This window comes from Actinoplanes oryzae (assembly GCF_030757795.1).
Taxonomy (GTDB): Bacteria; Actinomycetota; Actinomycetes; order Mycobacteriales; family Micromonosporaceae; genus Actinoplanes.
This window is the reverse complement of record NZ_JAUQWH010000028.1, coordinates 33,811-58,841: the sequence shown is the minus strand read 5'-3', so window position 1 is coordinate 58,841 and position 25,031 is coordinate 33,811. Positions and strand designations below refer to the sequence as shown.

Annotated in this window: 25 protein-coding genes; 14 read left to right on the top strand and 11 right to left on the bottom strand. The window is 73.3% G+C overall.

What is annotated here, in order from left to right:
- Positions 1 to 512 precede the first annotated feature (512 nt).
- Genes RBH18_RS12575 through RBH18_RS12555 form a run of 5 tightly spaced genes read right to left on the bottom strand, consistent with a single transcriptional unit; the run spans position 513 to position 4,588 of the window.
- Positions 513 to 914, bottom strand: a complete 402-nt coding sequence (locus RBH18_RS12575) for a RidA family protein (protein WP_306207111.1) — start codon at positions 912 to 914, stop codon at positions 513 to 515.
- Positions 911 to 1,738, bottom strand: coding sequence for a fumarylacetoacetate hydrolase family protein (locus tag RBH18_RS12570; protein WP_306207109.1), 828 nt, complete (start codon positions 1,736 to 1,738; stop codon positions 911 to 913). The genes RBH18_RS12575 and RBH18_RS12570 overlap by 4 nt, the downstream gene beginning before the upstream one ends.
- Positions 1,735 to 2,142 (bottom strand): YybH family protein, encoded by a 408-nt coding sequence (locus RBH18_RS12565; RefSeq protein ID WP_306207107.1) that lies wholly within the window; start codon positions 2,140 to 2,142, stop codon positions 1,735 to 1,737. Before RBH18_RS12565 ends, RBH18_RS12570 begins: the two co-directional genes overlap by 4 nt.
- The gene (locus tag RBH18_RS12560; protein WP_306207105.1) at positions 2,139 to 3,332 is read right to left on the bottom strand and encodes a DUF3500 domain-containing protein; all 1,194 of its coding nucleotides are present in this window, start codon (positions 3,330 to 3,332) and stop codon (positions 2,139 to 2,141) included. Before RBH18_RS12560 ends, RBH18_RS12565 begins: the two co-directional genes overlap by 4 nt.
- Complete coding sequence (locus RBH18_RS12555; protein ID WP_306207103.1) at positions 3,329 to 4,588, bottom strand: FAD-dependent monooxygenase; 1,260 nt, start codon at positions 4,586 to 4,588, stop codon at positions 3,329 to 3,331. Before RBH18_RS12555 ends, RBH18_RS12560 begins: the two co-directional genes overlap by 4 nt.
- 175 nt (positions 4,589 to 4,763) lie before the next feature.
- Here RBH18_RS12555 and RBH18_RS12550 point away from each other — a divergent pair, with 175 nt between their 5' ends.
- The 9 genes from RBH18_RS12550 to RBH18_RS12510 are packed head-to-tail and all read left to right on the top strand — an operon-like array spanning position 4,764 to position 13,488.
- A complete protein-coding gene (locus tag RBH18_RS12550; protein ID WP_306207101.1) occupies positions 4,764 to 5,708 on the top strand; it encodes an ABC transporter permease in 945 nt (314 codons plus the stop codon).
- Between the two features lie 10 nt (positions 5,709 to 5,718).
- A complete protein-coding gene (locus tag RBH18_RS12545; protein WP_306207100.1) occupies positions 5,719 to 6,858 on the top strand; it encodes a sugar ABC transporter substrate-binding protein in 1,140 nt (379 codons plus the stop codon).
- Entirely contained in the window at positions 6,855 to 8,399 is a 1,545-nt protein-coding gene (locus RBH18_RS12540; protein ID WP_306207099.1) for an ATP-binding cassette domain-containing protein, read from the top strand. Before RBH18_RS12545 ends, RBH18_RS12540 begins: the two co-directional genes overlap by 4 nt.
- Positions 8,396 to 9,463, top strand: a complete 1,068-nt coding sequence (locus tag RBH18_RS12535; RefSeq protein ID WP_306207098.1) for an amidohydrolase family protein — start codon at positions 8,396 to 8,398, stop codon at positions 9,461 to 9,463. The genes RBH18_RS12540 and RBH18_RS12535 overlap by 4 nt, the downstream gene beginning before the upstream one ends.
- On the top strand, positions 9,460 to 10,251 hold the full coding sequence (locus RBH18_RS12530; RefSeq protein ID WP_306207097.1) for a fumarylacetoacetate hydrolase family protein: 792 nt from the start codon (positions 9,460 to 9,462) through the stop codon (positions 10,249 to 10,251). Before RBH18_RS12535 ends, RBH18_RS12530 begins: the two co-directional genes overlap by 4 nt.
- Positions 10,236 to 11,000: an HpcH/HpaI aldolase family protein gene (locus RBH18_RS12525; RefSeq protein WP_306207096.1), complete on the top strand. Its 765-nt coding sequence runs from the start codon at positions 10,236 to 10,238 to the stop codon at positions 10,998 to 11,000. Before RBH18_RS12530 ends, RBH18_RS12525 begins: the two co-directional genes overlap by 16 nt.
- Positions 10,997 to 11,671: an RraA family protein gene (locus RBH18_RS12520; RefSeq protein WP_306207095.1), complete on the top strand. Its 675-nt coding sequence runs from the start codon at positions 10,997 to 10,999 to the stop codon at positions 11,669 to 11,671. Before RBH18_RS12525 ends, RBH18_RS12520 begins: the two co-directional genes overlap by 4 nt.
- Before the next feature lie 48 nt (positions 11,672 to 11,719).
- Complete coding sequence (locus RBH18_RS12515; RefSeq protein ID WP_306207094.1) at positions 11,720 to 12,379, top strand: GntR family transcriptional regulator; 660 nt, start codon at positions 11,720 to 11,722, stop codon at positions 12,377 to 12,379.
- A 14-nt stretch (positions 12,380 to 12,393) separates the two neighbouring features.
- Positions 12,394 to 13,488, top strand: a complete 1,095-nt coding sequence (locus RBH18_RS12510; protein WP_306207093.1) for a DUF3500 domain-containing protein — start codon at positions 12,394 to 12,396, stop codon at positions 13,486 to 13,488.
- Here RBH18_RS12510 and RBH18_RS12505 read toward each other — a convergent pair.
- Positions 13,485 to 14,894, bottom strand: coding sequence for an NAD-dependent succinate-semialdehyde dehydrogenase (locus tag RBH18_RS12505; RefSeq protein WP_306207092.1), 1,410 nt, complete (start codon positions 14,892 to 14,894; stop codon positions 13,485 to 13,487). The two genes, RBH18_RS12510 and RBH18_RS12505, sit on opposite strands and share 4 nt — an antisense overlap.
- Positions 14,895 to 14,971: 77 nt before the next feature.
- Here RBH18_RS12505 and RBH18_RS12500 point away from each other — a divergent pair, with 77 nt between their 5' ends.
- Both RBH18_RS12500 and RBH18_RS12495 read left to right on the top strand, forming a co-directional pair.
- Positions 14,972 to 15,913, top strand: a complete 942-nt coding sequence (locus RBH18_RS12500; protein WP_306207091.1) for a LysR family transcriptional regulator — start codon at positions 14,972 to 14,974, stop codon at positions 15,911 to 15,913.
- Between the two features lie 25 nt (positions 15,914 to 15,938).
- Positions 15,939 to 17,090, top strand: coding sequence for an MFS transporter (locus RBH18_RS12495; protein ID WP_306207090.1), 1,152 nt, complete (start codon positions 15,939 to 15,941; stop codon positions 17,088 to 17,090).
- On the opposite strand, the gene RBH18_RS12490 is transcribed toward RBH18_RS12495, so the two are convergent.
- From RBH18_RS12490 to RBH18_RS12480, 3 genes are read right to left on the bottom strand one after another with little or no spacing between them, the layout of a single operon-like run.
- Entirely contained in the window at positions 17,059 to 17,715 is a 657-nt protein-coding gene (locus tag RBH18_RS12490; protein ID WP_306207089.1) for a response regulator transcription factor, read from the bottom strand. The two genes, RBH18_RS12495 and RBH18_RS12490, sit on opposite strands and share 32 nt — an antisense overlap.
- Entirely contained in the window at positions 17,712 to 18,881 is a 1,170-nt protein-coding gene (locus tag RBH18_RS12485; RefSeq protein WP_306207130.1) for a sensor histidine kinase, read from the bottom strand. The genes RBH18_RS12490 and RBH18_RS12485 overlap by 4 nt, the downstream gene beginning before the upstream one ends.
- Before the next feature lie 12 nt (positions 18,882 to 18,893).
- Complete coding sequence (locus RBH18_RS12480; RefSeq protein ID WP_306207088.1) at positions 18,894 to 20,195, bottom strand: AfsR/SARP family transcriptional regulator; 1,302 nt, start codon at positions 20,193 to 20,195, stop codon at positions 18,894 to 18,896.
- Between the two features lie 40 nt (positions 20,196 to 20,235).
- Here RBH18_RS12480 and RBH18_RS12475 point away from each other — a divergent pair, with 40 nt between their 5' ends.
- The 3 genes from RBH18_RS12475 (at position 20,236) to RBH18_RS12465 (ending at position 22,903) form a co-directional block, all read left to right on the top strand.
- Complete coding sequence (locus RBH18_RS12475) at positions 20,236 to 21,030, top strand: alpha/beta hydrolase (RefSeq protein ID WP_306207087.1); 795 nt, start codon at positions 20,236 to 20,238, stop codon at positions 21,028 to 21,030.
- On the top strand, positions 21,027 to 21,800 hold the full coding sequence (locus RBH18_RS12470; protein WP_306207086.1) for an oxidoreductase: 774 nt from the start codon (positions 21,027 to 21,029) through the stop codon (positions 21,798 to 21,800). The genes RBH18_RS12475 and RBH18_RS12470 overlap by 4 nt, the downstream gene beginning before the upstream one ends.
- Positions 21,801 to 21,892: 92 nt before the next feature.
- Positions 21,893 to 22,903, top strand: coding sequence for a hypothetical protein (locus RBH18_RS12465; RefSeq protein ID WP_306207085.1), 1,011 nt, complete (start codon positions 21,893 to 21,895; stop codon positions 22,901 to 22,903).
- Positions 22,904 to 23,224: 321 nt separating this feature from the next.
- Here the strand turns inward: RBH18_RS12465 and RBH18_RS12460 are convergent, their stop codons facing one another.
- Both RBH18_RS12460 and RBH18_RS12455 read right to left on the bottom strand, forming a co-directional pair.
- Complete coding sequence (locus RBH18_RS12460; RefSeq protein WP_306207084.1) at positions 23,225 to 24,184, bottom strand: alpha/beta hydrolase fold domain-containing protein; 960 nt, start codon at positions 24,182 to 24,184, stop codon at positions 23,225 to 23,227.
- A 21-nt stretch (positions 24,185 to 24,205) separates the two neighbouring features.
- The gene (locus tag RBH18_RS12455; protein WP_306207083.1) at positions 24,206 to 24,973 is read right to left on the bottom strand and encodes an SDR family NAD(P)-dependent oxidoreductase; all 768 of its coding nucleotides are present in this window, start codon (positions 24,971 to 24,973) and stop codon (positions 24,206 to 24,208) included.
- Positions 24,974 to 25,031 lie beyond the last annotated feature (58 nt).

Genomic DNA, 25,031 nt, shown 5'->3' with positions numbered 1-25,031 from the left:
GCGGCCCCGCGAGGCCGTCGTGAACGTGCAGGTGAATGCGCGTCCCCGTGGTGTGACAATGGAAATATTCAATGGCCCGCAGTGGCCCGGAGCGGCCGGGTCCACGATTCCCGCGGTGCGCTTCACACGGTGCGTCGAATGCCGGAGCGCGCCACTCGGAAACAATTGCCGACAGTCATTGCCGGGCCCGGGGAGTCATCCCTGAAAAATTGCTGGGAATGTCGTCCCCGTCGTGTGATCGAGCCCGCGCTGTGCCTGTGTCGAGCGTCTGACATCGATGTCGTCGGCGGAATGCCCGCCGATCCGCGGCGCACCCGGCGTCGCATTCCGCCGGGTGCCGCATCGTCGTGATCCCGGTGCCTCGTCCCGTAATATCCCCCGCACTCGACCAAACTAGGCAACATTCACGAGGATCGTCAACCCGGACGGGAGGAGATCAATTGCATCGACATCCGTCGTGGCAGGTGGTGCGCCGTCACCGGGCGGAAATTATTCGCTGCGGCGTTGTTCGGTCATTGTTCGGTGGCGGCGGCCGGGTAGCCGCACACGGCGATGAAGTCGGCCTGGATCAGGGTGCCGCCGGCGAGGGTGGCGGCCACCGCGTGGCGGGCGGGGCGGCTGTCCGGGTCGGGGAACATGGCGAGCCACTCCCGGTTGAGGGCGTCCCGGTCGTGGTGGTCGCGCAGCCAGAAGGTCAGCTTGGCGATGTCGTCCACCGTGCCGCCCGCGGCCTCGATGATCGCGCGGACGTGCCGGAAGACGTGGGCGCACTGGGCGTCCAGGCCGGCGGGCAGCTCGCGGGTGTGCGGGTCGCGGCCGGTGATCGCGCCGGAGAAGACGAAGGGGCCGATGCGGCTGGCGGCGGGGATCGGGTTGGCGTGCTCGAAGCCCGCGACGTGGATGCTGCGCCTCACCCGGCCACCACCTTGTTCTCGAGCGCGCCGAGGCCGTCGATCTCGGCGCGGACCACGTCGCCGGGGCGCAGCCACGTGCCGGTCGGGGCGCCGATGCCCGAGGGGGTGCCGGTGGCCAGGATGTCGCCCGGCATGAGCGTCATGACGGTGGTCAGCTCGGCGATCTGCGCCCAGATGTCGTGGATCATGTCGTCGGTGCGGCCCTGCTGGCGCTGGTCCCCGTTGACGGTCAGGCGCAGGCCGAGCCGGTGCGGGTCGGGGATCTCGTCGGCGGTGGTCAGCCAGGGTCCGATCGGCCCGTGGGTGTCGAAGGACTTGCCCAGGGTGAAGGTGGGAGAACGGGCCATGAGCCAGTCGCGGACGGACACGTCGTTCGCCACCAGGTAGCCGGCGACGACCGAGGGGGCGTCCCCGGCCCGCACGTTCCGGCACCGCCGGCCGATGACCACACCGAGCTCGACCTCGTAGTCGAGTTGCTCGGAGACGGCGGGCCGCACGATGTCGTCGTACGGGCCGGCGAGGCACGACACCTGCTTGTTGAACCACAGCTGGTGCTTCGGCGTGGGGATGCCCGCCCTGGCGGCCTCCTCGGCGTGCGCCCGGTAGTTCATGCCGATCGCCAGGTACTTCTGCGGGTCGTCGATCGGCGGCGCGAGGACGACATCGGCCAGATCGTACGAGGGTCCGTCGGCTCGCACCGACGACAGCCGGGGCAGCAGCGCACGCACCGAACCGCCCGCGCCGGTCACCTCGGTCACCCGGTCGCCGCCGACCAGGCCCACCCGGATGATGCCGTCGCCTGTGTGGAACCGGGCGATCCTCATGCGCTCTCCTTCTCCGAGGGCAACGACGGCCAGGCCTGCTCGCCGTACGGGGTCATCTGAAAGCTCACGAACCGCCAGCCGCCGCCGGGGGAGCGGTGCAGCACCTGGGTCGCGACACCCGCGAGGGTGCGTTCCCCGCCGGACGAGGTGCGCAGCCGGTTGGTGATCGGGCCGGTCACCACGGCGACGTCGCCGAAGACGCGCACGGTCAGCTCGCCGCGCACGATGTCGAGATAGGCGCGGCGGGTCGCGGTGTGCTCCAGCAGCTGCGCCTTGGTGTGCGTCACGCCCGGGGCGTGGATGTGCACGAGGCTGTCGTCGAAGAGCTCGTCGAGGGTGTCGAGGTCGACGTCGATGAGCGCGCGCCGGCGGCGGTCCTCCACGGCCAGGATCTCCGCGATCACGCCGGCTCCCGGTGGGAAGAAGAGTAGTGCTGTCGCAGCAGGTCCTTGCCGTAGTCGTTGCCGTTGGGCGTCCGCACGATGGTGTGCACGTGGAAGCGCGCGGGCTCGGTGTTGGTGAGCCAGACGCCGGTGTGGTTGTCGAACTCGACCATGATCACCGGGCTCTGCACGCGATAGTAGAAGGGCGAGACGCCGTCGGCGGGTCCGATCCAGCTGAACCACGTGTCGTCGAGGGCCGCTTCCACCTGCCGCATCCGTGCCTCGAACGGCCGGCGCGGCAACAGGTCGAGGAAGCTCGCGACGACGTCGCGCAGCCCGCTCTGCTGGGCGCCGGTCAGGGAACGCGCGCGGACCCCCTCGTACGGGATGATGCGGTTGTCCCGGTACGCGCCCCCGAGCTGCCGTTCGTCGGCGAAGTGCCACCGCTCGGTGGTCCTCCGCGCCTGTTCCTGCGCCGCGGACGGGAGCCCACGCATCAGCTCGATCGCGGTCAGCGCCTCCCGGCGGAACAGCTCGTAGCGGCCCTCGACAGCGTTCGGCTCCGCGCCCAGGAACACGGGGGAGACGACGATCTGCGGGCCGAGCACGAGCACGTTGAGCGCCAGGTGGTGCCCGTAGAGGTTCCAGCCCCACGGCCCGGTCTCGCTGGGCTCGCCGAAGAGCAGGAAGTGGTAGCTCCACTCGTTGAGGATCGTGCGCAGGTCGTACAGCTCGCCGAGGAACAGGTTGGCGTCGCGCACGTGCGTGGTCTTCACGTACCCGTCGTCGCTGAAGCAGGCCCGCAGCAGGGCCGTGACCGCGTCGCGGGCCTCGGGGGAAGCCTGGTCGAGGCGCAGGCCGTGGTCGTTCATGGGCCACTCGGGGTTGTACCAGTCGCGCCATTCAGGGGCGTCGATCGGATAGCGCACGCGTGCGGTGCCGGGGAGCACGTCCAGCAGGGCGCGGGCGGCGGCGACGGCCGGGCGTACGTCGAAGCCCTCGTCGGCGATCGGGAACAGCCCCGGCCGCACGGTGCCGTCGGTGGTGATGCCCCGGAACGGCTCCCGGTAGAGGCCCTGCCACAACTCGATGAGCTCCTGCGCCCGTGCCGTGGCGCGGATCGGCTTCGCGTACGTCCACGGGTCCAGCCCGCGCGCCTCGGTCAGCCGGGGCGAGTCCGCCGGGATGAGGAAGTCCCGGTAGTCGCTCATGACCGGAAGCCCGTCGCCTGGCCGTCCTCCCAGCCCGGGCGGGGCTGGCCGACGAGCCGGTGGTACCGGCTGAAGATCTCGTCCGCCTCGGCGAGCGGCAGCACCTGCTCGATGTCGTCGAAGCGCTCGCCGTTCGTGCGCTCGGCCACCATCCGGCGGATGACCTCGTAGCCCTCGCCGCGGTGCGACATGACGATCCGGTTGACGGCTTCGCGGCGCTCGTCCTCGTACGCCCGCAGCGCCGCGACCGGATCATCGATCGTGGCCAGCTTCTCCGCGATCACCCGGCCGTCCACGAGCGCCTGACAGGCCCCGTTGCCGCCGCGCGGGTACATGGCGTGGGCGGCGTCGCCGAGCAGGGTGACCCGCCCGTCGCACCAGGAGTCGAGCGGCTCGTGCCGGATGAGCGGGAAGAGGTAGACCTCGCGGGCGTCGCGCAGCATCTGCCGCACGTCGAGGAACGGGATCTCGCACTCGTCGTAGTAGGGCAGGATCTCGTCGACCGTGCCGCGCTGGTTCCAGTCCTCCACGGACTCCTCACGGGTGGCCTCGACCACCCAGTTGACCAGGGTGAGTCCGGTGCCCTCGAAGTTGTCCAGCAACGGGTAGACGATCATGCTCGACCGCCGGGGATCGCCGATGTGCAGGATCGTGCCGCCGGTCTTGAACGGCTTCATCAGGGTCGTGCCGCGCCACATCGTGATGCCGGAGTACGTGGGATCGGCGCTCTCCGGGTGCATCTGCCGGCGCGCGGCGGACTTGATGCCGTCGGCGGCGATGAACACGTCGTGCCGCGCCTCGCTGGTCGTCCCGTCGGCGTGCCGCAGGGTCAGCGTGACGCCGGCGTCGTCCTGGTCGTAGCGCAGCACGCGGGTGCCCGGCACCACGACGTCCGCGCCGAGGCGCTCGATCACCTTGTCGTACAGGAACATCTGGAAGTAGCCGCGGTGCACGAAGCGCTGCTCGTAGAGGTAGCCCATGTGCACGCCGCAGAGCTCGGCGTAGATCTCCTGGCCGTGCCGGCTGAAGAAGAGCGACTCGCGGGCGTCGACGGAGATCGTGCGGAACTCCTCGAGCAGGCCGAGCTCGTCGAGTTCCCTGGTGGCGTACACCTTGACGTCGATCCCGACGCCCAGCGGCCTGAGCTCCGGGACGGCTTCATAGATCACGGGGCGCAGGCCCTGCTGGTGCAGCCGGAGGGCGGTCATCAGGCCGCCCGGTCCGGCGCCGGCGATGGCGATGTCGAGGTCGGGCATGGGCACTCCTCGCTGGTCGGAGGTGCTACGGCGCGGATCGTATGCGATACCGTGCACGGCGCTCAAGGTGTCGAGGGTGTTTCATTTCGTATACGACAAAGTTGCAGGATCCGTTGACCGGGGCGGATCACCGCGGTTACGTTCTCCGCCGAGCGCACCCCTCCCGGGAGGTCACATGACCGGCTCCACCCTCGGCTCCCGCTTCGCCGCGCTGGCGTTCTGGCTGGTCCTCGCCGTCCTCTACGCCGCGCTCGTGCCCCAGACGTTCCTGACGGCGGGCACCTTCCAGACCATCTTCGGATCGCAGCAGGCGCTGGTCTTCCTCACCGCCGCGCTGCTGTGCACGATCATCGTCGGCGAGTTCGTCGACATGTCCGTCGCGTCCAACTTCGGCTTCGCCGCGGTGCTCGTGGCGGTGCTCCACGTCGACCTGCACTGGAACGTGTGGCTCGCGGCCCTCGCCGCGATCGCCGTCGCCACGCTGGTCGGCCTGGTGAACGGCTGGCTGACCGTACGGCTGGGCGTGAACACCATCGTCGTGACCCTGGGCATGGGCACCTTCCTGCTCGGCCTCGGCCTCTGGATCACCAACCTGACCCCGATCTCCGGGCTGCCGCCCGAGTTCGCCAACATCGCGCTCTCCACGATCGCCGGGCTGCCGGTCAGCTTCTACGAGGGCCTGCTCCTCATGCTCGGCTTCGCCTATGTCCTGACCTTCACCCCGCTCGGGCGCACGATGCGCTTCGTCGGCGCCAACCGCGAGGTGAGCCGGCTGGCCGGGATCCGGGTGCACCGGATCAGGATCGGCGCCTTCACCGTCGCGGGGCTGATCGCCGGCACCGGCGGGGTGCTCGCGGCCGCGGCGACCGGCGGCTTCGACGTCACGGTCTCGCAGTCCTACCTGCTGCCGATCTTCGCGGCCACCTTCCTGGGTACCGCGATCCTCGAGCCCGGCCGGTTCAACCCGCTCGGCACGCTGCTCGCCGTCTACTTCCTCGCCACCGGGATCCTCGGCCTGCAACTGCTCGGCGCGGCCGGCTGGGTCTCGTCGGTCTTCTACGGCGGCGTCCTCGTCGTCGCCGTCACGATCTCCACTCTCCTGCATCGCAAAGTCCTCTGAGGAGGTCCCGATGTCCGTTCCCCGTACAGTCACCGTCCTCGGCGCAGCCGTCCTGCTGCTCGCCGCCTGCACCACCGCCACCGAGCAGGCGGCGTCGTCCACCGGCGGCAAGGGCCCGCTCGCCGACAAGGTCGCCGATGCGTCCCAGGCCCACCCCGGCTACGCGATCCCGGCCGACCCGATCTCCGGGCTCGACGCCGTCAAGGGCAAGACCGTCTACTACATCCCGATCACCCAGCAGGCCCCGCAGTTCGGGGTGACCCAGAAGGCGCTCACGGCCGCGCTCGGCAAGGCCGGCGTCAAGGTGCAGACCTGCAACGGCAACGCCACCCCCACCGACATCTCCGCCTGCGTGAGCCAGGCGACCAGGGCGCGGGCCGGGGCGATCGTCACCGACGCCATCCCGTACGCGCTGGGCGCCAACGCCCTGGACGCCGCGATCGCCGCCGGCATCCCGGTGCTCAACACGAACCAGCTGCCCGACGAGACGCACCCCGCGGCCGAGAAGCACGGCTACATCACCGCCCCGGGCTCGGACCAGATGGTCGCCGTCGCCGACTGGATCATCAACGACTCCGGCGGCAAGGCCGAGGTCGTCATCAACCAGAGCACCGACGGCCCGTCCGCCGTCGCCTACGTCACCGCGGCCAAGGACGAGTTCGCCAAGGAGTGCCCGGACTGCAAGGTCACGATCAACCCGATCTCCTCGGCGAACTTCTCGCTGATCCCCTCGTCGACCAGCTCGGCGCTGCTGAAGAACCCCGGCGTCAAGTACGTCGTCTCCGAGTTCGACCAGTACCTGCAGCCCACCCTCGGCGGAGTCCAGCAGGCCGGCCGGCTCGCGGGCGTCAAGGGTCTCACCGGGGCGGCGCAGCTGGCCGGGCTGCAGATGCTGAAGAACGGCAACTTCCTCTACGCCGGGGTGAGCCAGGCCTCGGCCTACCAGGGCTGGGCCGACGCCGACGCGGTGCTGCGGATGATGACCGGCACGAGCGGCGCCGACCTGCCCGAGCACAAGATCCCGATCCGCCTCTTCACCCGCGAGACCATCGGCAGCGTCAGCCTCACCGACGCGGCGCAGGCCTCCGGCGAGTGGTTCGGGCCGACCGACTTCCCGGCCTCCTATCTGAAGCTGTGGGGCCTCGGATGAGCACGCCCCGCCTGCGCACCGAGGGCGTGTCCGTCACCTTCGGCCGCAACCGGGTGCTGCGCGACGTCGGCTTCGCGGTCGGCGCGGGGGAGATCCACGCGCTGATCGGCCAGAACGGCTCGGGCAAGTCCACCCTCGTCAAGGTGCTGACCGGCCTGTACGTCCCGGAGCCCGGCGCCCGCGCCGACGTGGACGGCGTCGCCCTGCGGCTGCCGGTCCAGCCCCGCGAGGCCCGGGCGAGCGGCGTCGCCGTGGTGCACCAGTCGCTGGGGCTCGTGCCGGAGATGACCGTGCTGGAGAACATGCGCATCGGCCGGCTGCGCGCCCGGCGCTTCTCCCGGCGGATCCGCTGGGCCGAGGAACGCGACGCCGCCGGGCGCGTGTTCGAGCGGCTCGGCCGGCCGGTGCCGCTCGACGCACCCGTGCGGCAGCTGAGCGAGGAGGACCGGGCCACCGTCGCGATCGCCCGGGCGCTGCAGGACACCCCGGCAGGCGGCGGGCTCATCATCTTCGACGAGTCCACGCGGCCGCTGTCGCGCCGGTCGCTGGAGCACTTCTACGAGATGCTCGACGGCGTGGTGCGTACGGGCACCTCGGCCCTGCTGATCACCCACCGCCTGGAAGAGGTGGTGGAGGCGGCCGACCGGGTCACCGTCCTGCGCGACGGCGAGGTCGTCGAGGCGGGCCTGCCCGTGGCCGGTCTGGGCGAGAGCGCGCTCGCGAAGCTGATGCTCGGCCGGGTGCTCGGGCAGATCCGGTCGGGCGGCGGCCACGCCTCCCCGGCACAAGCGGTGCACCTGACGGGCGTACGCACGGCTCGGCTGCAGGCCGTCGACGTGCACGTGGGCCGGGGCGAGATCGTCGGGGTCACCGGGCTGGCCGACTCCGGCTACGAGGATCTGCCGTACGTGCTGGGCGGGGCCCTGGCCGCGCGGGCGGGCACCCTGGACGGCAGCGACCTGCGCGGGCTGACGCCCGCGGCGGCCATCGGCAGGGGCATCGCGCTCATCCCGGGCGATCGGGAGCGGGCCGGCCTCGCCATGGACCAGACGGTGGCCGAGAACGCCGCCCTGCCCCGCACCGGCGGCCGCAGCCTGGCGCCGATCCGCCGGCGCGCCGAACGGGAACGGCTCGCGCCCTGGCTGGACCGGCTGGATCTGCGGCCCCGGGACCCGCACATGGTCGTGCACCGGCTCTCCGGCGGCAACCAGCAGAAGGTCGTGCTGGCCAAGTGGCTCGTTCGCGACCCGAAGGTGCTGGCCCTGCACGAGCCGACCCAGGCCGTCGACGTCGGCGCCCGGGAAATGATCATCGCCGCCGTCAAGGACGCCGCCGCCGCGGGCTGCGGCGTGCTGGTGGCCAGCGGCGACGAGAGCGAGCTCTCCATGCTCTGCGACCGGGTCCTGGTCTTCCGCGAGGGCCACGTGGAGCGGGAGCTGACCTGTCCGTGCGGGCCCGACGAGATCGTCGCCGCCACCTTCGCCACCACCGACCGCCGCCCGCTGCGCGGCACCCCGGCAGAAAGCAGGTACGTCCCGTGACCGTCGTCGACATCAACATCCACCACCTGCCCGAGGACCTGTTCGACAACCCGAGGATCCTCAACGGCTTCCTCACCTCGGCGCCGCGCGGCTTCGGGGAGATCGCCCGCGTCGAGACCATGGACAACGGCAAGCGGCAGCTCATCCTGGAGAAGCCGAAGGGCTACCAGAACCTCAACTACGTCGAGGGCGACTACTCCGCGGAGTCCAAGCTGGCCGCCATGGACGACGCCGGCGTCGACTACGGCATCATGCGGGTGCCCGTCTGGCAGGAGTGGCTCGACCTGGAGACCTGCAGGGCGGTCAACGACAACGCCTTCGACATCGTCAAGCGCTCGAACGGACGGCTCTTCGCCACCGCGTGCGTGCCGCCGTGGGGCGGCAAGGAGAACATCTACGAGGTCGAGCGGTGCGTGAAGGAGCTCGGGGCGGTCGGCGTGCAGCTCGCCTGCCACTACGGGCAGCTCTACCTGGACGACGAGGTCTTCGAGCCGTACCTGAAGGTGCTCAACGAGCTCGACGTGCCGGTGATCGTGCACCACACGCCCCTGCCGGTCGAGTGGCGCTCGGTCATCGAGTACACGAACTTCCGCCGCGAGTTCGGCCGGATCCAGGACCAGGCGACCGCGGTGGGCCGCGAGCTGTTCAGCGGCATGTTCGACAAGTTCCCGAACCTGCGCTTCGTGCACACCATGCTCGGCGGCAACTGGTTCGCCAACACGGCGCTGCTCACCCCGCACGCGTCGAACAAGAAGGAGTCGCTGGTGCGGCTCGAGTCGACCGGCGCCGAGAAGATCAAGGGCTACCTCGAGAACAACATCTTCTTCGACCTCACCCACCCGCACTCGTGGGGCAAGGACCAGGTCGAGTGCGCGCTCAAGGTCAACGGCGCCGACCACTTCCTCTTCGGCTCGTCGTTCCCGGTCTTCTACGGCTGGATGAGCCAGGGTGTCGAGTTTGTCCGCGACACGCTCGACATCGCGCAGGCCGACCGTGACCTGGTGCTGGCCGGCAACGCCGTCCGCCTGTTCAAGCTGCCGATCACCGCGGCCGCGGGGGCGTGACCGTGCTCGACCCGGCCGTGCACGAGCAGATCGCGGACGACCTCGCCCGCGCCGAGCGGGAGCGGGGCATCCTGCCGCTGCTGACCGCCCGCTACGCGGGGATGACGGTCGACGACTCGTACGCGGTCCAGCGGCTCTGGCACGCGCGGGGGCTGGCGGCCGGCCGCCGGCACGCGGGCCGCAAGATCGGGCTGACCTCGAAGGTGATGCAGGCGGCGACCGGCATCACCGAGCCCGACTACGGCGTCGTGTTCGCCGACCAGATCCACCAGTCCGGCTCGACCGTCGAGTTCGACCGGTTCGCCAACGTCCGGGTCGAGGTGGAGCTCGCGTTCGTGCTCGGCGCCGCGCTGACCGGTCCGGCGGTCACCATGTTCGACGTGCTCGACGCCACCCGGTACGTCGTGCCGGCCCTGGAGATCCTGTCCTCGCGCATCGAGCTGAGCGGCCGCACGATCGTCGACACCATCAGCGACAACGCGGCGCTCGGCGGGGTGGTGCTCGGCGGGTCCCCGGTGGCGCCCGCGGCGGTCGATCTGCGCTGGGTCAGCGCCCTGCTCTACCGCAACGAGACGATCGAGGAGTCCGGGGTCGCCGCGGCCGTCCTCGGGCACCCGGCCATGGGGGTCGCCTGGCTGGCCAACAAGCTCGCGGCGCACGGCGACTCGCTGGCGAGCGGGGAGATCGTGCTCGCCGGCAGCTTCACCCGGCCGCTGTGGGTGCAGCGCGGCGACATCGTGCTCGGCGACTACCGGGAGCTGGGGGCGGTGTCGTGCCGGTTCGCCTAGACCCGCCCTTCGCCGCCGCGCTCGCCACGGCGGACCGCCCGCGCATCGGCATGTGGGTGTGCAGCGGCAGTCCGCTGGTCGCCGAGATCTGCGCCGGGAGCGGCCTCGACTGGCTGCTGATCGACATGGAGCACGCCCCGAACGGGCTCGCGTCGGTGCTCGCTCAGCTGCAGGCGGTCGCGGCCTACCCCCTCACCCCGGTCGTACGGGTGCCGGCCAACGACGCCGTGACGATCAAACAGGTGCTCGACCTGGGCGCCCAGAACCTGCTCGTCCCGATGGTGGAGTCCCGGGCCGGCGCCGAGGCGGCCCTGCGCGCGGCGACGTATCCCCCGCGCGGCATCCGGGGCGTCGGCAGCGCCCTGAGCCGGGGCGGCCGCTGGAACCGCGTCGACGGCTACCTGACCGCGGACACCGTGTCGGTGCTCGTGCAGGTCGAGTCGGCCGTCGCCGTGGAACACGTGCAGGAGATCGCGCGCAGCGGCGTGCACGGCATCTTCGTCGGGCCGAGCGACCTCGCCGCGTCGATGGGACTGCCCGGGCAGCAGGAGCACCCCGAGGTCGTCGCCGCGGCCGAGCACTGCATCGCGGCGGGCGTGCGGGCCGGCGTACCCGTGGGAATCAATGCGTTTCAGCCGGGGACCGCGCGGCGCTATGCGGCGGCCGGTGCGTCGTTTCTCCTCGTGGGGGCCGACGTCACGCTGCTGGCGCGCGGCTCGGAGGACCTTGCGGAAGGGTGGACGCGATGAGCATCGGCGACCGGCTCGCGGCGGTGGGGACGGCGGGACTGTCCACGGCGTTGCGCAAGCGCGGCTATCACGACGTGTTCGTCGACGGGGTCGCTCCGCTCGCGCCCGGCATGCGGCTGGCGGGACCGGCGCGGACGCTGCGGTTCGTGCCGTTCCGCCCGGACCTGCTCGCCGAGCGCGGCGGCGGCCTCAACCCGCAGAAGCGCGCCTTCGACACCGTCGGGGCGGGCGAGGTGCTGGTCATCGAGGCCCGGGGGCTGGCCGACGCCGGGACGCTCGGCGACATCCTCGCCACCCGGGCCCACCAGCGCGGCGCGGCCGGGGTGGTGACGGACGGCGCGGTGCGTGACGCGGACACGGTCGCCGGGATCGGGCTTCCGGTCTTCGCCCGCGGCGCCCACCCGTCCGTGCTGGGGCGCCGGCACGTCCCGTGGGAGACCGACGTGGTGATCGCCTGCGGGGGCGCCGCGGTGGTGCCCGGCGACCTCGTGGTGGGCGACGGCGACGGGGTGCTCGTCGTCCCGGCGCCCCTGGCCGCGGAGGTGCTGGCCGAGGCGGAGGACGACGAGCGGCGGGACGCCTGGATCGCGGCCCGCGTCGCCGAGGGGGAGTCGCTCGACGGGCTCTTCCCGATGAACGAGCGGTGGCGGCGCCGGTACGAGGCCGGATGAGCAGATCGCATACGATAAGTTGCTGCATCGACGAGAGGGCGGTGGCGCGTGGCGACGCGGACCGATGTCTGCTACGACCTGCTCAAGGGGCGCATCCTCGACGGCACGTACGGTGCCGGGCACCGGCTCGTGATCGACCAGCTCGAGCGGGAGACCGGCATCAGCCGCATCCCGTGGCGCGAGTCGCTGCGCCGGCTGGAGGCCGAGGGCTGGGTCGAGATCATCCCCAACGTCGGCGCCCGGGTGGCCACCTTCGACGCGGGGGAGTGGGCCCGGACCATGCGGCTGCTGGCCCGGCTGGAGGGGCTCGCCACCGCGCTGGCCGCCGCCGAGCTCACCGCGGCGGACCTGGCCGAGGCGCGCGGCATCAACGGCGAGATGCGCAAGGCGCTGGCCGACTTCGACCCGCTGCGCTTTTCCCAGCTCAACCGGCGCTTCCACACCCTGATCGTGCACCGCGCCGCCGACCCGCACCTGATCGCGCTGCTCGACAACGAGTGGGCGCGGCTCGACGTCATCCGCCGCTCCGCCTTCACCCACGCGCCCGGCCGGGCCGTCGAGTCGGTCGCCGAGCACGACGCCCTGCTCGACCTGCTCGAGGCGCGCGCGGAGTTCGACGCCGTCGAGGTGGCGGCGCGGCGGCACAAGCTGAACACCCTCGAAGCGGTCACCCGGCACGCGGAAGCGACGGGGGCCGCCCTCCTGTAGCCGGAAGGGCTCCCATGACGACGACCATCCGGGACATGCTGTTCGCTACCTGGTCGCTGATCAACGGCTTCACCGCCGATCAGCGGTCGCGGGCGATGTTCGCCTTCGACGACCCGCGCCGCCTCGACTGGGACTTCATCCCCAAGCCCGACCGCACCGGCATCCCGCTCTTCGAGCTCGACCGGCACCAGAAGGTGCTCGCCCACACCCTGCTCAAGTCCGGGCTCAGCATGCGCGGCTACAGCCAGGCCCTGGCGGTCATGGCGACCGAGAACATCCTGCGCGAGCGGGAGGCGGTGGGGCGCGGCTTCGGCGCGTACGCCGGCGACTTCCGCGATCCGGAGAACTATCTGTTCAGCTGGTTCGGCCGCCCGGCCTTCGAGGACACCTGGGGCTGGCGGGTCATCGGCCACCACCTCGGCCTCAACTACACGATCGTCGGCCAGGAGCACCTCTCGGTCACCCCGTTCGCGATCGGCGCGATGCCGATCCCCGCCGGCGTGCTCAACCCTCTGGGCGAGCCCCAAGCGATGGCGTTCGACCTGTTCGGCCGGCTCACCGACGACCAGCGCAAGGCCGCGCACATCCACTCCGTCGCCCCGGCGGACTGGACCACCCGGCAGGTCCCCCGGGTCGGCGAGATCGAGCTGCCCGACCACGTCGACCTGGGCATCGAGACCTACCGCATCACCGACGAGGACCGCCAGGCCCTGCGCTTCGAACGGCGCTCACCCTCCGGGATCAACGGCTCGCTTCTGGGCGCCGACGAGCTTGCCCTTGCCCGCGAACTGCTGCTGCACTTCGTCGATGCGGGGCCGGACGAACTGGCCGGACAGTATCGCAGCGCCGTTTTCTCGGAGCCCGCGTCGGAGCTCACCTTCGCGTGGGCCGGCGGCACCACCCCGGACACGGCCCACTACTTCCGGGTCTCCACCCGCCACCTGCTCGTCGAGTCGGACAACGCGGTGGCCGCCGGGCAGCACGCCCACGCCGTGTGGCGCGACCTGGACAACGACCTCGGCCACGACCTGCTGATCGAGCACCACGCCCGCGCCGATCACCACCGCGGCCCGGCCCACTTCCACCGGCGCCTGACCTCCGGCGCCTAGATGGTCAGGCACTTCGTGTCGAGATACTCCTCGATGCCCTCCACGCCGCCCTCGCGGCCGAAGCCCGAGGACTTCACGCCGCCGAAGGGCGCCGCCGGGTGGGACACGACACCGTGATTCACGCCGACCATGCCGCAGTCGAGGGCCTCGCCGACGCGGACGGCCCTCGCCAGGTCGCGCGTGTAGACGTACGCCGCGAGGCCGTACTCGGTGTCGTTCGCGCGCGCCAGCGCCTCCGCCTCGTCGCGGAAGGTGGCGACCGGCGCGACCGGCCCGAAGATCTCCTGCCGCGAGATCGCCGCATCGTCCGGGACGTCCGTCAGCACCGTGGGCGCGTAGAAGTACCCGGCCTCGCCGACCGGGCCGCCCCCGCACAGCACCTCGGCGCCCCGGGCAACGGCGTCGTCGACCAGCGCGGCCACCTTGTCGCGAGCCGCCCTGTCGATGAGCGGCCCGCACGGGACGGCCGCCATCCGCTCGGTGAACCGCCGGGTGAACTCGCCGGCGATCCGCTCGTGCACCAGGAAGCGGTTGGCGGCCGTGCACGCCTGACCCGTGTTGCGCATCTTCGCCGTCATCGCGCCCTCCACGGCGGCGTCCAGGTCGGCGTCGGCGAAGACCAGGAACGGCGCGTTGCCGCCGAGCTCCATCGACACCCGCAGCAGCCGCTCGGCCGACTGCCCGGCCAGGAGCCGGCCGACGCCGGTGGAACCGGTGAAGGACAGCTTGCGCGTACGAGGGTCGCGCACCAGCGGCTCCATCACCTCCGCCGGCCGCGTGGTGGTGATGACGTTGAGCACCCCGTCCGGCAGTCCCGCCTCCCGCAGCAGCCCGGCGAGGGCCAGCATGGTCAGCGGGGTCTGGGTGGCCGGCTTGACCACCATCGTGCAGCCGGCCGCCACCGCCGCGCCGATCTTGCGGGTGCCCATCGCGAGCGGGAAGTTCCACGGCGTGATCAGCAGCGCCGGGCCCACCGGGCGGCGCATCGTGAGCAGCCGGCGGGCGCCGTCGGGCGAGGGCAGCCACCGGCCGGCGACCCGGACGGCCTCCTCGGCGAACCACCGGAAGAACTCGGCGCCGTAGCCCACCTCGCCCCGGGCCTCGCCCGGCAGCTTGCCCATCTCCCGCGTCATCAGCCCGGCGAAGTCCTCGTACCGCTCGGTCAGCAGCTCGAAGGCGGCCCGCAGGATCTCCCCGCGCGCCCGGGGCGGGGTGGCCGCCCAGGCCGGTTGCGCCCGGTGGGCCGCCGCCAGTGCCGCATCGCCGTCGGCGACGCCGGCGTCGGCGACCGACGTCAGGATCTCGCCGGTGGCCGGGTTCTCGACCGGCACTGTCGCGCCGTCGCTGGAGTCGCGCCAGGCGCCGCCGATCAGCAACCGGCGGGGCACGACGTCGGTGATCGTCATGCGACGAGCCTCACCGACGCCGGGCCGTCCGGTCCAATGCCGGTCCCGCACCGGCCGCATGCCCGGGAGGCATCCCCGTGGAGCTGCGCACCCTCCGCTACTTCGTGGCCGTCGCCGAGGCCGGCTCGATCACCGCGGCGGCCGAGGCCCTGCACCTGACGCAGCCGTCCCTCTCCCGGCAGACCCGGCACCTGGAACGCCGGCTCGGCCTCGCCCTCTTCGCCCGCGACGACGGCCGGTTCCGGCTGAGCGCCGCCGGGCTGGCCTTCCTCCCGGTAGCCCGGCGCGTGCTGGCCGAGGCGGACCGCGCCCGCGCCGAGGCCGCCGCCATCGCCGCCGGCCGCCTGTCGCGGCTGACCATCGCCGCCCCGGCCACCACCCTCACCGACCTCGTCGCGCCCTTCCTGGCCACGCTCGGCCCGGGCGACCCGATGCCCGCCGCCCGCGCCGAGGTGCCGGGCTCGGTCTACGCGGCCCTGCACGCCGGGGCCGACCTGGCGATCGGGACGACGCCCGCGCCCGCGCCGTTCGCGAGCCTGCCGCTGGCCGATCTGCCCGTGTGGGCGTACGTCCCGGAGGGTCATCCCTGGGCCGAAAGGCAGGCCGTGCCGCTCCCCGAGCTCGCCGGGCGCACGTTGCTGTTGCTCACCCGCGACTACCACCCCCGGCAGGCCCTCGACCGGGCCGCCGAGACGGCCCGGCTCGCCTACGCCGAGGTCCACGAGTTCACCTCCGCCGAGGTGGCGCAGGCGGTGGCCGCCTCGGGCCGCGGCATCGCCGTCGTGTCGGACGACACCCGCTTCGGCCTGCGCCCGCTCGGCGTGACCGGGCCCGCGGGCGCCGTCCGCATCAGCCTCTGGGCGGCCTGGCAGCCCGGCCACTTCGCCGCGCCGGCCCTCCGGGCCCTCGCCGAGCGGCTGGTCCATTTCTGCACCGAGCGCTACGGGCCTGGTGCGTACGCACCAGGCGAAGACGGTGCAGCGGCACGATGTCCGCCGAGGCGCGCGCCGCGAGGCTGAGGCCATGTCCGAAACAATGGTTCGCATGGGCCGGCCGGCGGTCGGCGCCCTCGGCGTCCTGGCACTGGCCCTCGGCACGCTGCAGACGGTGCTGGATCCCGCGCTTCCGCTGCTGCAACGGGAGCTGGGCATCGGCCCCGGCGCCGGGGCGCTGGCCGGCGGCGCGATGCTCGTCACCGGCGCGGTGGTCGCGCCGGTCGCGGGCGCCCTCGGTGACCGGTACGGCGGGAAACGCGTCCTCGTCCGGCTGATGATCCTGGTAGCGGCCGGGGGCCTGCTGGCCGGGGCGGCGCCCAATCTCCCGGTGCTGCTGCTCGGTCAGGTGCTGCAGGGCGCCATGGTCGGCGCGCTGCCGCTGTCCTTCATCCTCGTCCGCAAGCATCTTCCGGCGGCCGGCGCCCAGCCGATGATCGGCGTGGTCGTCGCGCTGTTCACGGGCGGCGGCATGGTGGGCACCGTGATCGCCGGCCCGATCGCGGAGGGCCTGTCCTGGCGGTGGATGTTCGTGCTGCCCGCGCTCGTCGTCGCCGCCGCGACGCTCGCGGTGCTGCGGGTGCTGCCGGACGACCCGCCGGTCGACGCGGGACGCCGGATCGGGTGGCCCGGCGCCGCCCTGCTGCGGTTGCTGGTCCGGCCGGGGACGCGGCACGCGTACGCGCTGACCTTCGCCCTCACCGCGGTGTCGGGAATGGTCTTCTTCCTGCTCCCGCAGATGTTCGCGGCGGACGGCGTCGGCACCACCGACATCGGCCTCCTGCTGCTGCCCGGGGTCGTCGCCGGGGCGGTGGCCGACTCGGCCGCCGGGTTCGCGGCCCGGCGCTTCGGCGCGCGCGCCGTGGTCGTCGCCGCCCTGCTCACCACGGCGGCCACCCTCGCCGGGCTCGCGTCGGTGCACCCCGCCGTGTGGCAGCTCGTGCTCGGGCGGGTGCTGATCGGCTTCGCCGTGGGCATCGGCGCCACCGCGTTGCTGGCGAGCACTGCTGCGCGGGTCGACGTCCGGGAGACCGGCACCGCCAGCAGCCTGCTCGTGGTGCTCCGCGTGGCCGGCGTCGCCGTGGGCGCGCAGACGGGCGGCGTGCTCCTAGACGGGAGCTCCGCCCCGGGCTTCGCGGTCGCGGGGCTCGCCGCCGCCCTGGCCCTGCTGCTCACCCGGCGAGTCCCGTCCGATAGGCGATGACGACGAGCTGCGCCCGGTCGCGCGCGTCCAGCTTCGTCATGGCGCGCTGCACGTGGGCTCGTACGGTGAAGGGGCTGAGGACCATCTTCTCGGCGATCTCCTGATTGGACAGGCCGGTGGCGACGAGGGCCACCATCTCGCGCTCGCGCGGGGTGAGGACGGCGAGGCGGCCGGAATCCTCGGCCGGGGCGTCCGGCGTGGCGAGGAAGCGGGCCACGAGCGAGCGGGTCGCGGCGGGGGAGAGCAGGGTGTCGCCGGCGGCTATGGTGCGGACGGCGTCCAGCAGTTGCTCCGCCCCGATGCCCTTGCCGACGAAGCCGCCGGCCCCCGCGCGCAGGGCCCGGGCGACGTACTCGTCGGTCTCGTAGGTGGTGAGGATCAGGATGCGGGTGGCCCGCAGGTCCGGATCCGCGCCGATCTCGGCCGTGGCGGCGAGGCCGTCGGTCCCGGGCATGCGGATGTCCATGACCACCACGTCCGGGCGCAACCGGCGGGTCAGCCGCACCGCCTCCCGGCCGTCGGCGGCCTCGCCGACGACGGTGATGTCGCCGGCGCTGTCGAGCAGCAGGCGGAAGGCGCCCCGCAACAGCGCCTGGTCGTCGGCGAGCAGCACGCGCAGCGTCATGACACCGGCAGCCGCGCGCTGACGAGGAAGCCGCCTTCCGCCCGCCGGGCCGCGGTGAGGCTGCCCCCGACGGCGGCCGCCCGTTCCCGCATCCCGATCAGGCCGTAGCCGGGCGCCTGCTCCGGCCCGCCGGGCCCGCCGGGCCCGCTCGGCCCGCTCGGCCCGCCTGGCCCGCTCGGCCTGCCCGGCCCGCTCGGCCTGCCCGGCCCGGCCGGCCCGTCGTCGGCCACGGTGACGGTCAGGTGCGCGGACTGCCAGGTCAGCCGCAGACGGGCCGCGCTCGTACGGGCATGCTTGGTCACGTTGGTCAGCGCCTCCTGGACGATGCGGTAGGCGGTCAGGTCCACCGCCGGCGGCAGGGGCCGCGCGTCGCCCTCGTGCTCGACCGACACGTCGAGCCCCGCGCGGCGGAAGGAGCCGAGCAGCTCGGGCAGCCGGGACAGCCCGGGCGCGGGCTCGACGGGTGCGGCCGGGTCGTCGCTCTGCCGCAGCAGCCCGACCGTGGCCCGCAGCTCGTCGAGCGCGTGGCCGGTGGTCTCGACCAGCTCGCGCAGGCTCGTGCGGGCCTGCTCGGGGCGGGTGTCGAAGAGGTGGGCGGCGACGTTGGCCTGCGCGTTGGCCAGGGTGATCCGGTGGGCGACGAGGTCGTGCAGCTCCCGGGCGATGCGCATCCGCTCCTCGGCCACCTGCCGCCGGGCCCGGTCCGCCACGGCTGCCAGCGCGGCCCGCCGGTGGCGCGCCGAGTGCCCGGCCAGGGCGGCGACCGGGGGCAGGGCGGTCACCACGCCGATCCGGCCCGCGTCCTGCCAGGACAGATCGCCGGCCGCGGGGAGGCAGGCGAGCAGCAGCACCGCGGCGCTGAGGGGGATCGCTCGCCGGTCGGTGCGGCCGCCGGCGGCGTACGCGTAGGCGGTGATCGCGACGGGCGCCACGAGGAGCGGGCTGAGGAGCAGGCCCAGGGGCTGCACGAGGAGGCCTGCCGCGGTGGTGAGCGCGAGCGCCGCCGCGGGGGCCCGGTGCCGGAGCGGCAGCGCGGCGCAGGAGAGCGCGGCGACGATGTAGGCGGCGGCGGGCGGGGGCGCCAGCGTGTTGTCGGCCTGGATCACGCCGCCGAGCAGGCACAGCGCGAAGGTGGCCGCCACGACCCGGGCCTCGGCGCGCATCATCACCTTTCGATGTTAGGGCAGCGGCGCCGGCTCCAAGGGCACGGGCTGGGCGCCCTCGTGGGCGATCAGCCCGGTCAGGCAGAAGCGGCTGGTGGCCACCACGAGGCACTCGGGGTCGGCGGGGAGCAGCGCGCGGACCTGCCGGCTGCCGCGGGCGTCGTCCAGGACGAAGAGGAGCTTGCGGCCGCGTACCGTGCGGTGGAAGGCCGCCGCCAGCGCTGCCTCGCCGCCGGTCGCGGTGATCGGGGCGCCCAGCGCGCGCAGGAAGCCGCGCAGCACGTCCTCCGGCGCGGCGTCCGCCAGGCTCACGTAGAGCTGACCGTCCGGGAAGTGCGCGGCCACGCGATGCGCCCAGTGCAGGGCGAAGGCCGTCTTGCCGATGCCGGGGAGCCCGGTGACGGCGCAGATGCGATGGCCCGCGGTCGGCGGCCGGACCAGGGTGGCGTCGGCGGCGGCGAGTTCGCGCTCGCGCCCGGCCGGCAGCGCGGGGGCGGGCGGCAGCTGGGTCGGCATGGTCGCGGCGGACGTGCGTACGGGGGCGGGGCCGGCCCGGTCCAGGACCCGGCGGCGGGCGTCGCGCAGCGTCCGGTCGGGGGCGACGCCGAGCTCCTCCGCGAGCCGCTGCCGGATGCCGGCGAAGACGTCGAGCGCCTCCGCCCGGCGCCCGGCGGCGCCCAGGCAGTCGATCAGGGCGGCGTGCAGCGGCTCGTCGAGCGGATGCCGCGCCGCCAGCGAGAGCAGGTGCGGGACGACCTCGCCGGGGCGCGCGGCCCCGGCGGCGGCCGCCAGTGCGGTGTCCACCCGTTCGCGCTCGATGACCTGGAACACCGAGGCGTCGTGCAGGGACAGCCCCGCACCGGGCGGGCCGGCGGCGAGCGCGAGCGCCTGCAGCCGCAGATCCGCCGCCGTCGCCGGGCCGGCGCCCGCCGCCTGCCGATTGAGCAGGCGGAACCGGCGCAGATCGCACGAGACGGCGTCCACCAGCACCCGGTAGCCGGGGCCGGACCGGACCAGCCACCGGCCCGTCGCCCGGGCGGGCAGCTCCGGCTCGAAGGTGCGGCGCAGCTCCCCGACGTGCCGGTGCAACGAGTTCATGGCGCTGGCGCCGGGGCGGTCGCCCCACATGGCGTCGATCAGGTCGCCGGCGCCGACCGTGCGGCCGTCCGCGGCGAGCAGCAGCCCGAGCAGCGCCCGCCGTTGCGGCGGCCCGAGGTCGAGCGGCTGCTGGATGCGCCAGGCCCGGACTCCCCCGAACAGCGCGAAGTAGATCTTCGGCCCGGGCAGCAGGTCGTCCACATGATGACCGTAGGGCATGCCCACACTTTGTCCACTGGCCGTTCGTAGCGTCTCCGCCATGTCTGTCCCCGTTGTCTTCATCCATGGCCTGTGGCTGCACGCGTCGTCGTGGCAGCCCTGGATCGACCTCTTCACCGAGCGCGGCTACCACCCGGTCGCCCCCGGCTGGCCGGGCGACGCCGTGACCGTCGAGCAGACCCGCGCCGACCCGGACGCGCTCGCCGGGCACGGCATCGACGACGTCGTCGAGCACTACGCCCGGATCATCGGCGACCTGCCGGCCCGGCCGATCCTCGTCGGGCACTCGTTCGGCGGGATGATCGCCCAGAAGCTGCTCGGCCTCGACCTCGCCGCCGCGGCCGTGGCCGTCGACGCCGCACAGATCAAGGGCGTGCTGCCGCTGCCGCTCTCGGCCCTGCGCTCCGGCTTCCCGGTGCTCGGCAACCCGGCGAACCGGCACCGGTCCGTCGCCCTGACCCCCGAGCAGTTCCGCTACGCCTTCGGCAACGCGATCCCCGAGCAGGAATCCCGTTCCCTGTACGACCGCTGGTCCATCCCCGCGCCCGGCAAGCCGCTCTTCGAGGCGGCGGCCGCGAACTTCGATCCGCACTCGCCGGCCCGGGTCGCCACCGCCAACGCGTCCCGCGGCCCGCTGCTGCTCGTCGCGGGCGGCAGGGACCACACCGTGCCCGAGACGGTGGTCCGCGCGACGCTCAAGCAGTACCGCCACTCCCAGGCGGTCACGGACTTCGCCGACTTCCCGGACCGGGGACACTCGCTGACCATCGACTCGGGCTGGCGCGAGGTGGCCGAGGCGGCGCTCGCGTGGCTGAAGGGTCAGGGATTCTCGTGAACCTGGGCCTCGAGGGCCGGACCGCCCTGGTCACCGGCGCGAGCCGCGGCATCGGGCTGGCGATCGCCGAGGCGTTGACCGCCTCGGGCGTCCGGGTGGTGGCCGCCGCCCGGACCAAGCCCGCCGCCTCCTCGCCGTCGGCCGACTTCGTCGTTGCCGATCTGGGCACGCCCGGCGGGCCCGCCGCGCTCGTCGAGGCGGCCGTCGCGCGGCTGGGTGGCCGGCTGGACATCCTCGTCAACAACGTCGGCGGCGTGCACCCGCGCACCGGCGGCTTCCTGACGGTGACCGACGACGAGTGGCTGGAGACCCTGACGATCAACTTCCTTGCCGCCGTACGCACCACGCGCGCCGCGTTGCCGTACCTGCTCGACCGCCGGGGCGCCGTCGTCACGGTCGGCTCGGTCAACGCGTCCCTGCCCGATCCGCTCGTCATCGACTACAGCGCGGCGAAGGCGGCACTGGTCAACTTCGGCAAGGCGCTGTCGAAGGAGGTCGGGCCCCGGGGCGTACGCGTCAACACCGTCAGCCCCGGGCCTGTCGGGACCGACCTCTGGCTCGGGGCCGGCGGCGTCGCGGAGACCGTCGGCGCGGCCGGCGGGCTGGCCCCCGACGAGGTCGCCAGGAACGCCGTCGCCGGCACCGCCACCGGCCGCTTCACCCGGCCCGAGGAGGTGGCCGACCTGGTGCTGTTCCTGGCGAGCGACCGCGCGGCCAACGTCACCGGCACCGACATCCTCATCGACGGCGGCTTGACCACCTCCCTGTGACGTGTCTGCCGGGTCGTCGCCCGCGGCCTGCCGCCGGCGGGCGCAGGTAACGGGATGGACGGCCGTCGGGGTCGTGCGGTGCAATGACGGGCATGCCGATCGATCCGTCCGGGCCGCCGCGCCGGTCGCTGGCCGGGGCGGTGGTCAGCACGGTGCCGCTGGTGCTGCTGCCCTTCGCCGTGAACGTGGCGAGCGACAGCCTGCCCGGCGGCGCCCAGCGGTGGGCCTGGCTGTCCTGGCCGGTCATCATCGTGCTGGTGGCCGTGTCCTGGCGCCTCGGCGGGGCGCCCTCCGCCCCGCCGCCCGCGCCGGACTCCACCGCCGACCGGCCGCCGTGGCCCCCTCCCGCCGATGACCGGCCGCCCCGCGCGGATCCCTGGCCGCCTCGCACGGATGCCTGGCCGCCCCGCGCCGGCGACTGGTTCCCGGGCCCGGACGGCTCGCCTCGCGCGGCCGGTTCGCCGCCTCGCCCGGCCGACCCGTCGCCGCGTACCGCCGGGTGGGCGCAGGGGCCGGCACCGTCCGCCCGTCCCGCGCCCTACCGCCCGGCGCCGCCCCGGCCGCGACCGTCGTCCCGGCCGTGGCGCATCCTGGCCGTGCCGGTGGCGGCGTCCTTCACCGGCGTGCTGCTCAGCCAGTTCGACGTGATCGGCGTGCACGCGCCCTTCCTGGCCGCGATGCTCATCCTGCTCATCGCCGTCGTGCTCTGCTTCGCCGAGGTGATCACCCCGCGGCGGGTCCCGCGCGGCGTGGCCGCCGGCCTGCTCTACGCCCTCCTCGCGGGCGCGGCCGTGTGGCGGTGGGACTCGTCCCGCGCCGACCTCTGGTACGTCGCCGAATCAAGCGCCATCCTCGGCGCGGGCATCTACCTCGCCTCCCGGGTGCGCGACCCCCGCACCTCCCGCCGCGTCCTCCCCGGCGTGGTCCTGGCCCTCCTGGGCTGGGCCGCGATGGGCGTCCTCTTCGCCATCTACCACCAGAAGAACTCGGACACGGCCGTCGCCAACACCGCCTTCTTCGCCTGCCTGTCCACCGTGGTCGCCGGCACGATCGCCACCGGCCTCCAGACCGCCGCCGACCGCGACCCGCCCCTCCGCCCCTGACGATCGCCGCGCCGCCGTCCGGACCGACAGCTGCCGCCTGCAACCCAAGTTCCTCGCCGCCCGCCTGCCCCCGAACACCTGGCCTCCGCTGCCGCCCAGCCATCTCGTTCCGCGCCACCCCCCGGCGAGCCGCACTCGGCCGGGGACGGGCTTGGGCCCGCAGGCCGGCGGTCGGACTCATCGGCCCTCGTCCGGGGAATCGGCCGTCTCGTCGGCAGCGAGCCCAAAGAGGAACGGCGAGCCGCCGGCCCTGCCCGGTGCGGGCTCGCTGCCGAATCGTGCGGGGGTGACCCCGCCGGCAGGCGCCACGGGCATGGCTCCCTACGCATGCAGGTGGCGGATGACGAAGCCGTGCCAGGTCTGCTCGAACACCGTGGTGAGCCGGGACGTGGGAGCGAAGCGGTCCCAGGCGTGGAACGCGTGGGGGTACACGTGCAGCTCGACCGGCACTCCTGCGGCCATGAGCCCGGCGGCGAAGGCGATGTCCTCATCGCGGAAGACGTCGTACTGGGCGGCGGCGATGAACGTCTCGGGCAGGTCGTGCAGGTCGGTGGCGCGAGCGGGGGCGCTGTAGGCGTCGACATCGGAGGTCCCGGCGCGGTCGCCGAGTACGGCGGCCCAGGCGAGCAGGTTCTCGCGGCGGTCCCAGATGCCGAGGTCCACTACCTGGCGACTGGACGGCGTCTCATTGCGGTCGTCGAGCATCGGATAGTTCAGTGCGAGCAGACAGGGCTTCGCGGCGCCCCGGTCGCGGATCATGAGGGCGGTCGCGGCTGCGGGTGCACCGCCGCCGCTGGCACCGGCAAGGCCGATCCGAGCGGCGTCGATGCCGAGGGCGGCCGCGTCCTTCACCAGTGTGGTGTAGGCCAGGTAGCCGTCCTCGGCGGCTCCGGGTGCGGGGGTGTCCGGGGCGAGGCGATAGTCAACGGCGGCAACGACGCAGTTGAGGGCGAGGGCGAGCGCGGCGTGGTACTCGGCGTCGTCATGGGCGCTGCCGAGGATCTGTCCGCCGGCGTGGAACCAGGCGAGCGCTGGAGCGGGAAGTGGCGCGTCGTCGGGGCGGAACAGGACTATGTCGAGCGTGGTGCCGTCGTCCCGGTGCGCGACGTGAGTGGTGACGGTGACACGCGGGTCGGGCACCGGTGCGGGGAAGCCCGCGGCGGTGGTAGCAATCGCTGCCCGTAGTGCCGGGATGTCGGTCAGGTCCATCACCGCACCGTTGGGGCCTTTCGGCATGGCGGCGAGGGGGGTGGCGAGTTCGGGGTCGAGTGCGTAGGGCATGGGGCTCGTCTCCTCGGCGGGTCAGAACAGGGAAGGCTGGCCGCTGCCGGCGGTGATGCCGCCGTCGACGGGCAGGATCGTGCCGGTGATGAAGCGGGCGTCGGCCGAGGCGAGGAACGCGACTGCGGCGCCGATGTCGTCCGGGGTGCTGTAGCCGGTCAGGGCCCGGCGCTCGTTGAATCGCTCGATGAGATCCGCGACCATCGGGTTGCCGAGGTGCTCATCGGCGACGGTCAGGGCCGGGGCGACGGTGTTGACCCTGATGCCGTCCTGGCCGAGGTCGAAGGCGAGTCCGCGGGTCAGGTTCACGACCGCGCCCTTGGCGGCGTTGTAGGCGGTGAGGGTGCGGTCGCCGCCCAGCCCCGAGGCGGAGGCGATCTGCACGATGCTGCCGCGGGTGCGCCTCAGATGCGGGAGCGCCGCCTTGGCGCCGAAGAAGCAGCTGTCGAGGTTGGTGCTCATGACCAGGCGCCAGTCGTCCAGAGTCGAGTCCTGGAAGTCGCGGCTGAGTCCGAGGCCGGCGTTGGACACCAGGACGTCGAGGCCACCGAAGCGGTCCACTCCGGCGTCGATCATCGACTGGACGCCGGCGGCATTCGTGACGTCGGTGGCCACCGCGAGGCAACGATCGGCTCCCAGCTCGTCCGCGAGCGTGTCCAACCGATCCTTGCGCCGGGCCGCGAGCACCACGTTGGCACCTTCGGCAGCGAAGCGCCGGGCGATGCCGACGCCGATCCCGGAACTCGACCCGGTGACCACGACGGTCTTGCCGACGAAGCGCTGTTCCATGCGCTCACCCCTTTTCGTATCGTCAGTTGCTGACGATACGACGCGTCAGTCACTGACG

Excerpts from the sequence above, each read along its gene's own strand:
- RBH18_RS12560 (WP_306207105.1), bottom strand. The coding sequence starts at position 3,332 with ATGAGCGACTACCGGGACTTCCTCATCCCGGCGGACTCGCCCCGGCTG.
- RBH18_RS12460 (WP_306207084.1), bottom strand. The coding sequence starts at position 24,184 with ATGCCCTACGCACTCGACCCCGAACTCGCCACCCCCCTCGCCGCCATG.
- RBH18_RS12555 (WP_306207103.1), bottom strand. The coding sequence starts at position 4,588 with ATGCCCGACCTCGACATCGCCATCGCCGGCGCCGGACCGGGCGGCCTG.
- RBH18_RS12495 (WP_306207090.1), top strand. The coding sequence starts at position 15,939 with ATGGGCCGGCCGGCGGTCGGCGCCCTCGGCGTCCTGGCACTGGCCCTC.
- RBH18_RS12550 (WP_306207101.1), top strand. The coding sequence starts at position 4,764 with ATGACCGGCTCCACCCTCGGCTCCCGCTTCGCCGCGCTGGCGTTCTGG.
- RBH18_RS12570 (WP_306207109.1), bottom strand. The coding sequence starts at position 1,738 with ATGAGGATCGCCCGGTTCCACACAGGCGACGGCATCATCCGGGTGGGC.
- RBH18_RS12540 (WP_306207099.1), top strand. The coding sequence starts at position 6,855 with ATGAGCACGCCCCGCCTGCGCACCGAGGGCGTGTCCGTCACCTTCGGC.
- RBH18_RS12455 (WP_306207083.1), bottom strand. The coding sequence starts at position 24,973 with ATGGAACAGCGCTTCGTCGGCAAGACCGTCGTGGTCACCGGGTCGAGT.
- RBH18_RS12520 (WP_306207095.1), top strand. The coding sequence starts at position 10,997 with ATGAGCATCGGCGACCGGCTCGCGGCGGTGGGGACGGCGGGACTGTCC.
- RBH18_RS12545 (WP_306207100.1), top strand. The coding sequence starts at position 5,719 with ATGTCCGTTCCCCGTACAGTCACCGTCCTCGGCGCAGCCGTCCTGCTG.
- RBH18_RS12510 (WP_306207093.1), top strand. The coding sequence starts at position 12,394 with ATGACGACGACCATCCGGGACATGCTGTTCGCTACCTGGTCGCTGATC.
- RBH18_RS12505 (WP_306207092.1), bottom strand. The coding sequence starts at position 14,894 with ATGACGATCACCGACGTCGTGCCCCGCCGGTTGCTGATCGGCGGCGCC.
- RBH18_RS12485 (WP_306207130.1), bottom strand. The coding sequence starts at position 18,881 with ATGATGCGCGCCGAGGCCCGGGTCGTGGCGGCCACCTTCGCGCTGTGC.
- RBH18_RS12475 (WP_306207087.1), top strand. The coding sequence starts at position 20,236 with ATGTCTGTCCCCGTTGTCTTCATCCATGGCCTGTGGCTGCACGCGTCG.
- RBH18_RS12480 (WP_306207088.1), bottom strand. The coding sequence starts at position 20,195 with ATGCCCTACGGTCATCATGTGGACGACCTGCTGCCCGGGCCGAAGATC.
- RBH18_RS12490 (WP_306207089.1), bottom strand. The coding sequence starts at position 17,715 with ATGACGCTGCGCGTGCTGCTCGCCGACGACCAGGCGCTGTTGCGGGGC.
- RBH18_RS12465 (WP_306207085.1), top strand. The coding sequence starts at position 21,893 with ATGCCGATCGATCCGTCCGGGCCGCCGCGCCGGTCGCTGGCCGGGGCG.